Origin of the sequence: uncultured Flavonifractor sp. (assembly GCF_944383115.1) — a bacterium.
GTDB lineage: Bacteria > Bacillota > Clostridia > Oscillospirales > Oscillospiraceae > Flavonifractor.
In genome coordinates this window covers 1-14,364 of the sequence record NZ_CALWOJ010000052.1, presented here as the reverse complement: position 1 = coordinate 14,364, position 14,364 = coordinate 1, and the positions used below count along the sequence as shown (strand labels likewise).

General features: G+C 62.8%; 10 protein-coding genes and 1 pseudogene. 1 reads left to right on the top strand and 10 read right to left on the bottom strand.

The genetic code is table 11. The annotated features are described in order from the left end of the window. The 9 genes and pseudogenes from Q0K43_RS07005 to Q0K43_RS06965 form a co-directional block, all read right to left on the bottom strand. Window positions 1-213: pseudogene (locus Q0K43_RS07005) on the bottom strand (hypothetical protein); the annotation flags it as partial. After that, window positions 210-2,264 (bottom strand): ribonuclease R, encoded by a 2,055-nt coding sequence (rnr, locus tag Q0K43_RS07000; protein ID WP_297289844.1) that lies wholly within the window; start codon window positions 2,262-2,264, stop codon window positions 210-212. The pseudogene Q0K43_RS07005 and the gene rnr, both read right to left, overlap by 4 nt. A 90-nt stretch (window positions 2,265-2,354) precedes the next feature. Continuing rightward, complete coding sequence (gene secG / locus Q0K43_RS06995) at window positions 2,355-2,591, bottom strand: preprotein translocase subunit SecG (RefSeq protein WP_297289843.1); 237 nt, start codon at window positions 2,589-2,591, stop codon at window positions 2,355-2,357. Window positions 2,592-2,725: 134 nt separating this feature from the next. After that, window positions 2,726-4,498: an ABC transporter permease gene (locus Q0K43_RS06990; protein ID WP_297289842.1), complete on the bottom strand. Its 1,773-nt coding sequence runs from the start codon at window positions 4,496-4,498 to the stop codon at window positions 2,726-2,728. After that, window positions 4,488-5,252 (bottom strand): ABC transporter ATP-binding protein, encoded by a 765-nt coding sequence (locus tag Q0K43_RS06985; protein ID WP_297289841.1) that lies wholly within the window; start codon window positions 5,250-5,252, stop codon window positions 4,488-4,490. The genes Q0K43_RS06990 and Q0K43_RS06985 overlap by 11 nt, the downstream gene beginning before the upstream one ends. Before the next feature lie 130 nt (window positions 5,253-5,382). Next, entirely contained in the window at window positions 5,383-7,458 is a 2,076-nt protein-coding gene (locus tag Q0K43_RS06980) for a 5'-nucleotidase C-terminal domain-containing protein (RefSeq protein ID WP_297289840.1), read from the bottom strand. Between the two features lie 234 nt (window positions 7,459-7,692). After that, window positions 7,693-8,616, bottom strand: a complete 924-nt coding sequence (locus tag Q0K43_RS06975) for a pseudouridine-5'-phosphate glycosidase (protein WP_297289839.1) — start codon at window positions 8,614-8,616, stop codon at window positions 7,693-7,695. A gap of 27 nt (window positions 8,617-8,643) precedes the next feature. Continuing rightward, window positions 8,644-9,723 carry a PfkB family carbohydrate kinase gene (locus Q0K43_RS06970; protein WP_297289838.1) on the bottom strand — a complete coding sequence of 360 codons (1,080 nt, stop codon included), beginning with the start codon at window positions 9,721-9,723 and terminating at the stop codon, window positions 8,644-8,646. Between the two features lie 75 nt (window positions 9,724-9,798). Further along, a complete protein-coding gene (locus tag Q0K43_RS06965) occupies window positions 9,799-10,941 on the bottom strand; it encodes a tyrosine-type recombinase/integrase (protein ID WP_297289837.1) in 1,143 nt (380 codons plus the stop codon). Window positions 10,942-11,114: 173 nt separating this feature from the next. Here Q0K43_RS06965 and Q0K43_RS06960 point away from each other — a divergent pair, with 173 nt between their 5' ends. Continuing rightward, window positions 11,115-11,570 (top strand): hypothetical protein, encoded by a 456-nt coding sequence (locus Q0K43_RS06960; RefSeq protein ID WP_297289836.1) that lies wholly within the window; start codon window positions 11,115-11,117, stop codon window positions 11,568-11,570. Window positions 11,571-11,640: 70 nt separating this feature from the next. Here Q0K43_RS06960 and Q0K43_RS06955 read toward each other — a convergent pair. After that, window positions 11,641-14,364 (bottom strand): S-layer homology domain-containing protein (locus tag Q0K43_RS06955; protein WP_297289835.1); only part of this gene is annotated, 2,724 nt, incomplete at its 5' end.

The following is a 14,364-nucleotide window of genomic DNA, read 5'->3' as shown; positions in this document are numbered from 1 at the left end:
CACCTTCTCTTCGGTGGTCATGGCCGCCAGAGCCTCCGCCACCGGGTCAGGGGTGGGGGTAGGCTCCGGGGTGGGCGTAGATGTGGGGGTGGGGGTGGCGCTGGGGGTGGCGGCAGGCGTAGGCGTCGGCGTAGGGGCGGGCATTTGACTGCCGCACCCCGTCAAACCCAATACGCAGAGCAATAACACCCAGGAAAGAATCCGTTTCGTCATCGCTTTTTGCCCCCTTTTCGCCGTTTGGGCAGGTGCATGGCCCGGCGATTGCCTCCCTTCTTCCGGCGAGGCTTTTCCAGCTTGGGCTTCTCCGGGCGCCCCTCCCGCTTGGCTACAGGGGTACCGCCGGGGAGGATAAAGTCCACCTGACCGCTCACCGGGTCGGCGGCGGCGCACTCCACCTCCAGGGCCATGCCGAAGGTGTACCGGCCGCTGCCGTTCAACTCCACCAGGAGCAGATGGGCCTGGTCGTACTCCCAGGGCCCGCCGGGCAGAGCCTCCACCGGCAGCAGGCCCTCCACGCCACCGGCCACCGACACAAAGAGGCCGAACCGGGTGACGCCGGACACCACGCCGGCAAATCTCTCCCCGATGTGGCCCGCCATAAACTCGGCCAGGTACCGCTTCTCGATCTCCCGCTCGGCCTCCTGGGCGGCCAGCTCCCGCTGGGAGGACTGGACAGCGGCCCGCCCCACGGCAGTGGTCAGCTTCTTCTCCTGCTTGTCCAGCGTCCCGTCCAGCAGGGCGGTAAGCACACGGTGGACCATCAGGTCGGGATAGCGGCGGATGGGGGAGGTGAAATGGCAGTAATACTCCGCCCCCAGGCCAAAGTGGCCCAGGTTGTCCTCATCGTACCGGGCCTTCATCAGGGAGCGCAGCACCATCATGGATACCGCCCCCTCCTCCGGCCTGCCCTTGGCCCAGTCCAGGAGCTTCTGGAGGGAGTGGCTGTCGGTCCCCTTCAGGTCGTAGCCCAGAGGGGCTACCATGGTACGCAGAGCTTCCCCCTTCTCATCGGAGGGCTTCTCATGGACCCGGTAGACGCAGGGCTTGTGGAGGCGGTTCAGATGCTCCGCCACGCACTCGTTGGCAGCCAGCATGAAGGACTCGATGAGCTTCTCGCTCTCCCCCTGCTGCCGCAGCGCCACGTCCACCGGTCTGCCCTCACTGTCGCAGATCACATAGCTCTCTTTTGTCTCCAGGTCCAGGGCCCCCCGGTTCCGGCGCAGCTTCTCCAGCTGCCTGGCCAGGGCGGCCATGTCCCGCAGCATGGGCAGGATATGGGCGTACCGCTCCGCCAGGGCTGCGTCTTCCCCCGCCAGCAGCACGTTGCAGTCCTCATAGGTCATCCGCTCGGCGGAGCAGATCACCGATTTGGCGATGGTGTGGTTCACCACCCCGCCGCTTGCGTCCATGGTCATGATGCAGGACAGGGCCAGCCGGTCCACATGGGGGTTCAGGGAGCAGATGCCGTTGGACAGCTCCACCGGCAGCATGGGCACCACCTGGTCGGCAAAATACACCGAAGTACCCCGCTCCCAAGCCTCCAGGTCCAGGGGCGTGCCAGGCTGGACATAGTGGCTCACATCGGCGATGTGGACCCCCAGCACCCAGCGGCCCTGGTCGTCCTTCTCCAGGCTAACGGCGTCGTCAAAGTCCTTGGAGGAGGCCCCGTCGATGGTAATGATGGTCTTGTCCCGCAGGTCCAGCCGCCCCGCCAGGGCGGAGGGTTCCACCGCCTGGGGGATGGTCTCGGTCTGGGCCAGCACGGCGGGCGGGAAGGCCCGCTCAATGTCGTGGGTGTAGAGGATGGCCTCCACGGCACTCTCCCGCCGGTCGGCGGGACCGAACCGCTCCCGTAGGGTGCCCATGGGGGCAGTCCTGCCGCCGCCGAAGCTGGTCATGGCCACGGCCGCCCGCTCGCCGGGGCGCACCCCCTTCCGCTTGGTAAACACCTGGATGGGGCCGGGCAGGCGCTCGTTGTCCGGGTTCAGCCAGAGGGCGTGATCCCGCCGCTCCAGCACGCCGGTGACGGTTTTGTTGGCCCGCTCCAGCACCTGGACCACCTTGGCCACCCGGCGCCCCGCCGACGGGTCCTCCTCGGTGATGCGGGCAATGACTTTATCGCCGTTCCAGGCGCCGCCGTCGGCCCGGGGCGGGATGAAGCAGTCCTCTCCCTCCTCCGGTATAAGAAAACCGAACCCCCGGCCGCTGGCCTGGTAGGTTCCGATCAGTTCCTTTGTCTCTTTCATAGATCGTTCCTTTCTGATTCTGGTGTTTCTGGTTTGTATTATACCCCTTTTTGTCCCAGGCGCAACAAAAACGCCCTTCCGAAACCGGAAGGGCGTTTTTTCGCATGCTCAGAGCAGGCAGATCACAAAGGTCAGGATCATAAAAGCGATGGCCACCCACTTGGTCATCTTGGCCAGCTTGGCGTCCCAGCTCTTGGCCTTGTTCTTGGCCATGAAGGTGTCCGCAACACCGGCGATGGCACCGGACAGGCCGGCGCTCTTGCCGGACTGGAGCAGCACCACGGAAATGAGGAACAGGCAGGCCGCCACATCGATAATGCTCAGAATCAGCTTGGTGATATCCACGCTACATCGTCCTTTCGGCCCCGTCAATGGGGCAAGATACACTCTATTTAGGCGCAGTACACCCGCGCCGTCTCTTACACGTAAGAGAAATGATAGCACAAATGAAGGACGATTGCAAGGGTTTTTCGTATTTTTTATGTCCCAGAACGCAGCAGCCGCCGGCTGCCCCAGCAGGTGGCCAGGAAGTAGCCGCCGTATACTGCCACCAGCAGCAGGGCGGTGACGGCGCTGGAGGCCGCCGCATCCACCCGCCCCACCTCGGCAATCACGGCATTGGCGGCGGTCATACCTACCACGGCATGGATCAGCGCCAGGGCCAGGGGCAGGAAGAAGGCCAGGAACACCTGGATATCCACCGACCGGCCCCGCATCTTCTCCGAGACGCCCAGCCGGGACAGCACCCGATAGCGCCGGGCGCTGTCGGCGGCCTGACTGAGCTGCTGGAGGGCCAGCACCGCCGCCGAGGCCACCAGGAACACCACACCCAAATAGAGCCCGATAAACAGCACCAGCACCTTGGTTCCCACCAGATCCATCCAGGTGGACAGTCTGGTGCTGTACTGGTAGCCGCCGGTGGCCGGGATGTCCGTCACTGCCTGGAGGAAGGCGTCCTCCGCCTCCTGGGAGTCTCCGGCGTAGTCGGCCAGGAAGTACCAACGTTGAACGACAAGGGTACCACCATCCCCGTCCAGAACCCGGGCGCCCCAGCTCTCCAGGAAGGCGCCGGCCTGGGTCTCGCCCCAGGCGTCCACATAGGCCTGATAGTCCTTTTGCAGCAGGCAGGGCCGCCCCTCCTCATCCTCATACATGGGGAAGGCCGCCCAGCGGGCACACCGACGGGACAGGTCAAACCCCCTGGTCATAAGAACTGCAGGCAGATCCAGATCGTCGCCTTCCTCCTCCGGCCAGGCAATGAGTTCCACATCCTGGGGCTGGGCCTCCCTGGCCATCTGTTCCACGGTATTGTTCAGCCCCACCGAGGTGGCGGTAATTCCGATGGCCAGCAGCAGCATCAGGCAGATCACCGTCATGGAGCGGTAAGTGGTGTTGATGCTGGCGTTGAATTGCCGGAGGATAAACAGATTCAAGTTTTTATAATAGAGCCTTTTGCTGCTCTGACACAGCCGCAGCAGAAAGCCGGACAGGCCCCGGAAAAACAGCAGAGTACCCAGGCTTCCCAGGCCCAGCATCACCCAGAACAGGGCGTCCACCCGGAGCAGGCCCCGGGTCAGCAGCATGGCATAGGCCACGCCCAACAGGGCGCATCCCGCCAGGAAAAGCACCACCGATGCGCCCAGATTTCTTACCCTCAGCTCCTGGTTGGTACGCTCTGCCTGTATGAGGGCGATCAGCTTCCGGCGGGAGACAGAGAGGGCGTGATAGAGCATCACCAGCAGGAAAATGGCCGCAAAAGCCAAAACCGTCTTGCCCAAGGCGGGCAGGGAGACGGAGAAGGTAAAGAAGGTCATGGGTACCGCAAACAATCCGGCGGTAAACACCGACAGGGCCTGGGACAAAGCCACCCCCAGCGCCAGGCCCACCCCCAGCGCGATGAGGGCGGTCACCGCCGTCTCGGCCAGCAGCAGTCTGGCCACCTGCCACCGTTCCATGCCCAGCAGCAGATAGGTGCCCATTTCCCTGGCCCGGCGGCGGGCCAGAAAGCGGGAGGCGTACAGGATGAGGAAGGCCAGTACGAACCACACAAAGACAGAGAGTACCCCGATGAGCCGCTGTATGGCGCCTACCACATCGGAGCGGGGATGCCGGGCCAGATAGCGGATCACCGCCTGAGTCTCCAGGGCGTTGAACACATAAAAAAGGCACACGCCGAAGGCCACGGTGAGGAAATAAACCCCGTAGTCCCGGAAGCTGCGCCCCACATTCTTGACCGCCAGCTTAGAGAACATCGCTCTGGTCACCTCCCAGCCGGGCCACCACGCCGATGATCTGCCGGAAAAAGTCCCGCCGCTCCAGATCCCCCCGCTCCAGCTGGGCAAATACCGACCCGTCCCGCAAAAAGAGGATGCGGTGGCAGTAGCTGGCGGTAAACGCGTCGTGGGTCACCATCAGGATGGTGGCCTCACACAGCTGGTTCATGGCCTCAAACCGATCCAGCAGCAGCCGGGCGGACTTGGAGTCCAGCGCGCCGGTGGGCTCGTCGGCCAGGATCAGGGCCGGTTGGGTCACAATGGCCCGGGCGGCGGCGGTACGCTGCTGCTGGCCCCCCGACATCTGATAGGGATACTTGTTCAGGCAGTCGGTGATCTCCAGCAGCCGGGCAGTCTCCTGCACCAGCGGCTCCACCTGCTCCACAGGCGTCTTGCGGATGGTGAGGGCCAGGGCAATATTTTCAAAGGCGGTGAGGGTATCCAGCAGATTGCAGTCCTGGAATACAAAGCCCAGCCGCTCCCGGCGGAAACGGGAGAGGTCCTTCTGCCGCAGGGCGGTAATATCCTTCCCCTCTACCCAGATGTGGCCCGCCGTGGGGGTGTCGATGGTGGAGATGCAGTTGAGCAGGGTGGTCTTTCCGCTGCCCGATGGGCCCATAATACCTACGAATTCCCCCTTTTCCACCGCAAAATCCACATGGTCCACCGCGTGGGTGACCGTTCCTCTGCCGTAATCCCGGCACAGCCCTTCCACTTTCAGGATCTGTTCCATCTCAATGCCTCCTTTTCTTGTGAGGTCAGTGTAACAGATCCATCTTAAAAATTTCTAAACACCCTCTTACCGTTTTGTGAAAGAAAAACGGACGCCCTCCCGGGCGTCCGTTTCATAACGGCTTATTCTGTTATTCCAACGTATTCAAAACTTCCACAGTCCTCCGCGCTTCCGACCGGGTCATGGTGGCGGCGGGAAGGAACTGGCCGTCCACAGGCTCCATCAGGCCGTTTTGGAGGCAGAAATCCACCGCGGTCACCGCCCAACCGGAGACCGAAGCACGATCAGACAGGCTGTTGACTGCCCCACCGTCGGTGGTCAGATCCATGCCTTCCGCCCGGGCGTAGTGATAGAGCATGGCGGCCGCCTGCTCACGGGTCACCAGCGACTGGGGCAGGAACATCCCCTTCCCATCCCCGCTGACGATCCGGCTCTCGGCAGCCCACACCACGGCGTCACTGTCCGCAATATCCACAAAAGCCACGTCGGCGCCCGGCTTAGGTCGTCCGGCGGCCTCATAGAGCAGTTCCACAAATTCCAGTCTGGTCAAGGGACTGTCCACCGTGCCGGGATAGACCGCCCAGCTGCTGTCCCGTTGGGGGAGAATAGCGCCGTTGCGGGAGGCATAGGCCGCCAGCAGAGAGGCCATCGTGCCGCCGGTGGCGGCATACTGCATATCGGAGGCAGCCGACCACAGAACCGTACAGGCCGGGAATTCCTCATCCTCCAGGTGGGAAGCCTCCATGACCACCCGGTAGGTCTCTTCCGCCTCAACGGGCTGGCCCTGCCAGGTCAGATTGGCCACCCGTTGACCGGGCTGGGCGCCTGTGTAGAGTTCATAGTCCATACCATAGAGAAAATCGGCGTCGTCGCCGCCGGTAAGCTGGCCGGATTCATCCACCTGATACCGTCCGGCGCAGATGTCCAGCCATCCTTCCAGCTGCGCGCCGGTCAGTTCCACCACCACCACGGGACTGTCCCCGGCGGCCAGAAGGGCGCAGTCTCTCAGGGTAAGGATGCGCACACCCAAACCGGCGTCGCTCCGTTCCGGCAGGCTGCCCAGGCTGCCGTTGGTCACCAGCGCCCCGTCCGCCCCCGAGGTCCACAGCATGGCCCGGGCCACCAGGTCGGCAACCGGAGTCTGGCGAAGGGGATCGGCGGCGGCGTCCGACCAGTCGCCGGACAGGGCTCCCGTCCGCTGCCCGGCCTTATTCTGCCGGGTCGTCTGTCCGGGCGCCACAGCCTGGGCCAGGTCCATATCGTTCTCATAGTCGGAAAGTTCCAGCAGCTGGCTGCTTCCGATCACCGGTTTCCCCTCCGGGGAGAGGGTCACGTCGGTACGGGTGAGGGCGGTCCCTCCGCCGCTGACCCAGGGCACCTCCTGGCCGTCCCGGTCCCGCAGCACGCCGGTACCGGCCGCGCCATGTCCGCCTACCAGCAGATCGATGCCCGCCGTCTCAGCCGCAAACTGTTCCAGCGTATCCAGGTCGCCGTGACAGCACACCACCACCAGATCGCAGTTCTCCCGCGCCAGCTGGGGCTGCACCCAGTGATTCCACTCCCAGGCATAGTCGCCGCTCCCGTCGTCCAGGTGGCCGAACCGGCTGTCGCTGTAATAGTAGGCGGGCAGGGACTCCGGCACTTCCAGCGTACCCAGGCCCACCACTGCAATGCGGATCTCCTTGCCACCCAGCTGGCGGGTGAAGATCTGGTAGGGCTGGGCGGCAGGCTGCCCGGTTTTACCGTCCAGCCAGTCGGCGGAGAGCAGTTCCACCGGCGTGCCCTCCCCTTCCGTCCGGGTCAGGTCCCGGAAAAAGGCTGCCCGATGGCCCTGGCCCAGACGGAACTCCTCCAGGCTGGGGACCAGAGCGTCATAGCCGATGGTGCGCAGGGCCAGGGCGGTGTCGGCGGCGCTGCCGCTGGCCAGATCATTGGCCACCGCGTCCCCGCTGTCCAGCAGCAGGGCGCTCTCCACCTGTTCCCGTTCCTCCGTCATGGCGGCGGCCACCTTCAAATAGCCGCTCTCCTCTTCCACGCCGGTGAGCGGGTCGGTCTCATAGACCCGGCCCGCCATATCCCCGGTGGTATAGATCCCCAGCACAGGCGCGGCCTGATCGGGCTGGGCCGCCCATGCCCCAACCGGCAGCAGCATCAGTCCCAGCAGCGCCGCGCACAGCCGATAAAATCCATGTTTCTTCCGCGCCATAAAATCGCCTCGTTTCTTCCACGCGGGAAAGCACGTTTCTCACCCTGCCCGCCGGGGCGGCAGCCCCGTGAACACAGTGTCACTTATCTTGGTTTTTATTATACGTCTCCCCAGGCGTGGTTGCAATAAACCCGGCCTTAATGTTAGCAAAAAGAAACATTGTGACAATTTCCAGGGACGAAATATGGAAAAAAAGGACGCCGCAAAGGCGGCGTCCCTGGAAAAGCGTCAAACTCAGTTCATGCTGCACAGCGCGGCGGCGGTGCGAGCGGCCAGACGGGCGTTGTTGAACACCAGCTGGATGTTGGAATCCAGGCTGTCGCCGCCGGTCAGCTCCTTCACCTTGGCCAGCAGGAAGGGGGTGGTGGCCTTGCCGTGGATGCCCTGGGCCTTGGCCTGGGCAATGGCCTCGTCGATGGCCTTGTTGATGACGTCGTGATCCATGGCAAATTCCTCGGGGATGGGGTTGGTCACCAGCATACCGCCCTTGAGGCCCAGTTCCCGGGAAGCATGGAAGGCGGCGGCGATCTCCTCGGGGGTATCCATGCGGTAGTCCACCTCAAAGCCGCTCTTGCGGGTGTAGAAGGCGGGCAGCTCCTTGGTGCCGTAGCCGATGACAGGCACGCCGTGGGTCTCCAGGTACTCCAGGGTCAGGCCCAGATCCAGGATGGACTTGGCGCCGGCGCATACCACCATCACGGGGGTGGCGGCCAGCTCCTCCAGGTCGGCGGAGATGTCCATCGTGGTCTCAGCGCCCCGGTGGACGCCGCCGATGCCGCCGGTGGCGAAGATCTGGATGCCCGCCATGTGGGCGATCATCATGGTGGTGGTGACGGTGGTGGCGCCGTCGGCCTTGCGGGCCACCAGCACCGCCAGGTCCCGGCGGCTGGCCTTGGTCACCGCCTGGCCCTGCTTGCCCAGGTACTCGATCTCCTCGGGGGTGAGGCCGGCCTTGAGGCGCCCGCCCAGGATGGCGATGGTGGCGGGCACCGCGCCGTTGTCCCGGATGATCTGCTCCACCTTCAGGGCGGTCTCCACATTCTGGGGATAGGGCATACCGTGGGAGATGATGGTGGACTCCAGGGCCACCACCGGCTTGCCCTGGGCCACGGCCTGGGCGACTTCAGGGGCAACATCCAAAAACTTGTTGAGATTCATTCCAATTACCTCCAATGATGATCTGAATCATGCTTCCATCCGGCTTGTGAGCAGTTGGCTGCTCATGGCCGGGTTGATGGTCTCGCTGCTTTCCATTGCGATGGCGCCCGCCGCCATGGCGGCCTTGGCGGTGCCCGCCAGATCGGTGCCCTCCAGATAGGCCCAGGCGATGGCCGCCATGCCCGCGTCGCCGCAGCCCGTGGTATTCACCATCTGGCCGGGACAGCAGGGTACATGGACCCGCCCGCTGTGGTCGGCGGCCAGGATGCCGTCGCCCCCCAGGCTGATGAAGACCCGCCGCAGGCCGGTGGCCAGCAGGGCGTCGGCAGCGGCGTTCAGGCTGGCCTCGTCGGTAATGGCCACGCCGGAGAGCAGCTCCGCCTCCACGCGGTTGGGCTTGAGGGTGTGGAGTTTCCCCAGCACCGGCTTGAGTTTGACGGCTTTTGCGGTGGATACCGGGTCGGCAAAAATAGGTACGCTCAGGTTATCCGCCAGCCAGGCGATGGATTCTGCGGGAATATTGGTATCCACCACCACCAGCTGGGCGTTCTGTAACAGCCTGGCCCGCCCGGCCAGAAAGGCGGGGGTCAGATGGCGGTAGATCTCCATATCGCTGACCGCCAGGGCCATATCCCCCTCCTGGCCCGCAATGAACAGATAGGTGGAGGTGGCGCCCCCCGGCACCGTCAGGCACTGGCTGATGTCGATGCCCAGTTCCCCGCAGCTGGCCGCAATGCGCTGGGCGTTGAGGTCGTCGCCAAAGGCGGTGAGCAGCCGCACATCCAGCCCCAGCAGGGCCATGTTGTGGGCAATGTTGCGGCCCACGCCCCCCAAACTGGTGCGTACCTGCCCCGGATTGGAGTCCTCCGGCACCAGTTTGGCCAGAGACCGGCCCCCGATATCCAGGTTGACGCCCCCCACCACCACCACATAGGGCGCGGTGCGGACGATATACCCCTTGCCAGCAATATGCCCCTGCTTCATCAGGTTGGAGATGTGGACCGCCGCCGACGAACGGGTAATGCCGGCCTTGTCCGCCAGCTCCTGCTGGGAGATCAGAGGGTTTTCTTCGATCCATCTCAGGATCTGCCGTTCCCGCTGGGTCATGGGCCACCTCCTAAACTTTTTGCTCTGTCATAATCATATGCTTAGCTTCCTGGTTTGTCAAGCAGGAATTTTGCATTAGCCGGCCTGGATGCGGGCGGCCACGGTGTTGAGTACCTCCTGGTGGGTCTGGTCGAAGATGTGGGTATACACACGCCCGGTGATGGTGGCGTCTTTATGGCCCAGGGCCTTGCCGATATCCACCAGGGGGATGCGGGCGCTGTTGGCCAGGCTGGCGAAGGTGTGGCGCAGGCCGTGGACGGTGATAGGCGGCAGGCCACGCCGATCCACGAAATCCCGCAGGGCCCAGGTGACCATATTGGGATGCCTGGGCTCCCCCCTGCTGTCGGTCAGCACATAGCCGCTGTCCCGATAGTCCTGATCCTGGGCGGCCCGGCGCAGCTGCGCCGCCCGGAGGGCGCGCAGCAGCCGGGTCAGATCCTCCAGCCCGGCGATGCCCAGGGTACGGATGGAGGTTTTGGTCTTTGGGCCTTTTTCCACCACATGTCTCCCGGCGGTGGTGCGGGTGGTGCGGATGTGGATCTCGTTGTGCTGGAAATCCACGTCGCTCCACCGCAGGCCGCAGATCTCCCCCCGCCGCAGGCCCAGGTAGGCCCCCAGCTTGACCACCGGCTCCAGCCAGGAGCCCTCCACCGCCTGGAGGAGCTGGCGCAGCTGCTCCGGGGTGTAGTAATACTGGCGGGTGGGGTGTTCCCGTGGCGGCTCCACCCGCTCCACCGGATTTTCCCGGAGGATTTTCTGCCGGAAGGCCAGCTGGAGGGCGGTGTGGAGCAGGATATGGTGCTTGTGGACGCTGTTGGCGTCCAGCCGCCCCTCCCGCATTTTCTGGGCGTAGTAACGCTGGATGTGCCAGGGCTCCAGCTGGCGCAGCCGGATGGCCCCCAGGGCCGGAACCAGGTGGTTTCGGATCAGGGTACGGTAGGAGTAGTAGGTGGTATAGGCCCGGTTTGGGGCGATGACCTCTTCCAGCCAATAGTTCAGCCACTCCTCCAGGGTGGTGCGGTCCCCGTCGCCCCGCAACCACCTGCCCGGCCCGCTGCGAAACTGCTCCAGGGCCGCCTCCGCCTCCGCCCGGTGGGCAAAGGTACGCACACGCCGATCCCGTTTGCCGTCGGGGCCGGTGCCGTAGTTGAAGCTGACGTAATACAGCCCCTTCTCGTCGTCATAGGCCAGGTTTTTTTTGATCGCTTTTCGTGCCATGTTCCTTCCTCCTGTGTCTTGCGGTTTAATTGCTGAAATATGTGGTATTTTGTCAGAATTTGTACCCCCCGTCAACGGCCAGCTGCTTCCAAAGGCAATTTCTTTTCTCCGTGCAGCAAGCAGACACATAGTCGTACAGGCGAGGGCAACTATCACAACAAGGAGGAATGAATGTGGCAAGTTATACCCAAAATTATCAGCTTCACCAATGGGAGGGATCGGACGCTTTTCTGCGGACGGATTTCAATGAGGATTTCAAAAAGATCGACAGCGCCCTGGCCACCGCTGCCCAGGGCAACTGCCGGGTCATGACCGGCAGCTATGTGGGCAGTGGAGAAGAGGGCGAGACCTCTCCCAATCACCTGGACTTTCCCTTTTCCCCCGAGGTGGTTATGATCACCGGCGGCAGCTACCGGGCCACCTCCCTCTTCCTGCGGCCCGGCACCAGAGGTGCGGCCAATGACACCGCAGGCATGGGCGGGGTGCTGGCGCTGGAGTGGAGCGAGAAGGGCCTGAGCTGGTATGCCAACGGCTGGGCCAGCGGCGGCTCCGTGGCCAGCGGCACCACCCCCAGTACGCAGCTCAATGAATTGGGCGAGACATACCATTACCTGGCCCTGGGCAAATGAGAAAAGCGGCCCCCCTGAATCAGGGGGGCCGCTTTTACTTGTTCACTTGTTTACACAAGCAGGGGACTCATCAGGGAGTCTCAGTAGCGGGGGCAGCCACAGTGACAGTGTAAGTCATCTTGACGCCGTCCACCTCGATGGTGGCCTTGTAGGTATGATCGGCAGCCCACTTACCGGAGGTCTCAGCCTTCCAGGTATCGGTGATGGCCTTGACCAGAGTGTTATTGTCATTGGCACCGTTGACAGTCCAGTTGCTGCCATCCAGAGGCTCTTCCTTGTTCCACTGGTAGGTCTTACCGTCATACTTGATGGTGGAAGCATTGCCCTTCTTGTAGAGCTGGCCCAGGAACTGAGCCAGGTCGGCGGTGATCTTGGTCACGCGGCCCTCCTCAGCGGGCTGAGCCTCAATGTAGTCGGCCTTGCCAGACACGGTGACGTTGCCGTTCTCGGCCTTCATCTCGCCATAGGCAGTGTAGTCCTTGCCGTTCAGAACAGCGTTCACGGCGTTGGCCACAGCCTGCTCAACCACATCAGCCTGAGTGGTGCCGTCCTTGACGGTGATGAAGATGGCGATGATCTCGCCGTCCTTGATCACGGCCTTGAAGGTGTCGTTCACGTCGTCGCGGATGGAGGTGACGGACACCTTGCTGAACTCGTTGTCCTCGATCTTGAAGACCACAACGTCCTCAGCGTAGGTGTAGAAGGCGCCGTTCAGACCCACAGTGCCGTCAGCGGTCTTGGAGGTACTCTTGCCGGAGAAGGCGTAGTCATCCTTATCGCTCTCTTCGCCCACATAGGGGGTGATGCCGGTGACAACGTCCTTGCTGTTGTAGGTCAGCTTGCTGGCCAGCACGTCGGAGTCCAGCTTCTTCTCATCATCCACGAGCTTCTTGGCCACATCAACAGTGGTGATCTCGCCGTCGATGACCGCGTCGAAGGTGTAGTAATCATCCTTGTCGGCGTCGCTGATCAGGTCGGACTTGCTGGCAGCGATGATGTAGACCAGAGCCTTGTTGGCGTCGGACACCACGGTGTCGGCGGCGGAGATGTACACGATGGAAGCCACGGAGTTGCCGGACTTGGTGTTGACATACACGGTGGCGGCGCCGTTCATGGTGGGCACGTTGGCGATGCCGGTGTACACAGCGTACTCGTCGTTGGTCTTGTCATTCACCAGGAAGATGGTGTTGCTGTTGGCATAGTACTCGCCGCCTTTGGTAGCGCCGTTGATATCGAACTTGGAGGTACCCTTGGTCACGTCAATGTTGTCACCGCCGGCAGTGACGTCCTTCTTGGTCAGGGTGTAGACATCGTCGTCGTCCACAGTGTAGGAGACGAAGCTGTTCTTGTAATTCTTCTTTGCATCGTCCTTATCATAGACCTTCTGTTCACCGGTGCTGACAGTCACGACTGTGCCATCGGTCAGCAGCAGCTTGGCAGTGTAAGTCACCTTGTCGGTACTCCACTCAACATCGTTCGCCTTGGTGTCCAGCACGAAGGCGTAGTTGGTGGAACCGGCCTCGTACTTCTCAACGTAGACAACGTAGCCGTTGGTGTCCAGGTAGACAGTGATGCTGTCCTTCAGGTTGACGGTCTCGCTGTGGTTGACCTTGTTGTACTCATAGGTGGTGCCGCCGGCCACGAACTTGGTGGTGCCGGTCCGGGAGGTCAGCTCCAGATCCTCAACCTTCTCGGCCAGGGCCACGGACTTGACTTCCTTCTCGCTCTTGTCGTAGGTGTACAGAACCACATCGTCCTCAGCGTACACCTCGGCGGTCTCGAACTTGCCGCCGTTGCCGGTCAGGCCGCTGATCTCGATGTAGGGCTTCTCGTCGTCCTTCACGTCGTCAGCGGTGACAACGTTGGAAACGGTACCCACATAGGTGTTGATCTGAACCAGGGTCACGTTCTTGTCGTCGTCCACAAAGGCCTCGGTCAGAACGCCCTTGCCGCCGGTGGGGGTCTTATCACCCTTCTTGATGGAGAAGCTGGCAACAGTGTCGTCGCCGTCCACGACCACGGAAGCCTTGGTGGTCTCGGACAGGCCCAGGTCGGTGTACAGGGTGCCGGACTTCACCTCTTCGGTGTAGCTGGCGTCGGCAGTCTTAACAGCGTTGTAGACCTCGTCCTTGTCCAGCTTCCACTGATAGTCAGCGGGACGGCCAAAGGCGTCGGACTCGCCGGCGACCTTAATCAGGTCGGGGAAGTACTTCTCGCAGAACTGCTGATAGCCACGGCCGGCGCCGTCGGTGCGCTGGTCATAGTTCTCCTTGGCGGTCTCGCCATTGACAGGCACGGCAGTAGCGGGGCTGTTGCCAATGATGACGGAGCTGCCGTCAGCATTGTTGATGGTGGTGCCGCGGTTGTCATACTTGACCATGTTAGCGGTCAGGGTCTGCAGAGCCATCTGAGCGGCGTCCTGACGGGACAGCTCGTTGGACAGCACCACGCCCTTGGGGGCGATGCCGGCCTCGATGGCGTCGGAAGCTACGTTGATCATCCAGTCGGCGCCAACATAGTTCTCGATCTTGGGATCATAGCCCAGAGCGACCAGCAGCATCTTGGCGAAGGCAGCGCCGTTCAGCTTGCCCTCGGGGAAGAAGTTGCCAGCGCCGTCGCCGGCCAGGATGCCCAGGTTCACGCAGTAGCCGATGAAGGGAGCGGACCAGCGGTCAGCAGCCACGTCCTTGAAGACGGTGGAGTTGGTGGTCAGCTTCTCAGCGGACTCCTCACCCAGCAGCAGGTAGCAGATGATCTTGGCAGCCTGCTCACGGGTCAGGATGGAGTTGGGCTG

Excerpts from the sequence above, each read along its gene's own strand:
- Q0K43_RS06965 (WP_297289837.1), bottom strand. The coding sequence starts at position 10,941 with ATGGCACGAAAAGCGATCAAAAAAAACCTGGCCTATGACGACGAGAAG.
- Q0K43_RS06975 (WP_297289839.1), bottom strand. The coding sequence starts at position 8,616 with ATGAATCTCAACAAGTTTTTGGATGTTGCCCCTGAAGTCGCCCAGGCC.
- Q0K43_RS06985 (WP_297289841.1), bottom strand. The coding sequence starts at position 5,252 with ATGGAACAGATCCTGAAAGTGGAAGGGCTGTGCCGGGATTACGGCAGA.
- Q0K43_RS06970 (WP_297289838.1), bottom strand. The coding sequence starts at position 9,723 with ATGACCCAGCGGGAACGGCAGATCCTGAGATGGATCGAAGAAAACCCT.
- Q0K43_RS06980 (WP_297289840.1), bottom strand. The coding sequence starts at position 7,458 with ATGGCGCGGAAGAAACATGGATTTTATCGGCTGTGCGCGGCGCTGCTG.
- Q0K43_RS06990 (WP_297289842.1), bottom strand. The coding sequence starts at position 4,498 with ATGTTCTCTAAGCTGGCGGTCAAGAATGTGGGGCGCAGCTTCCGGGAC.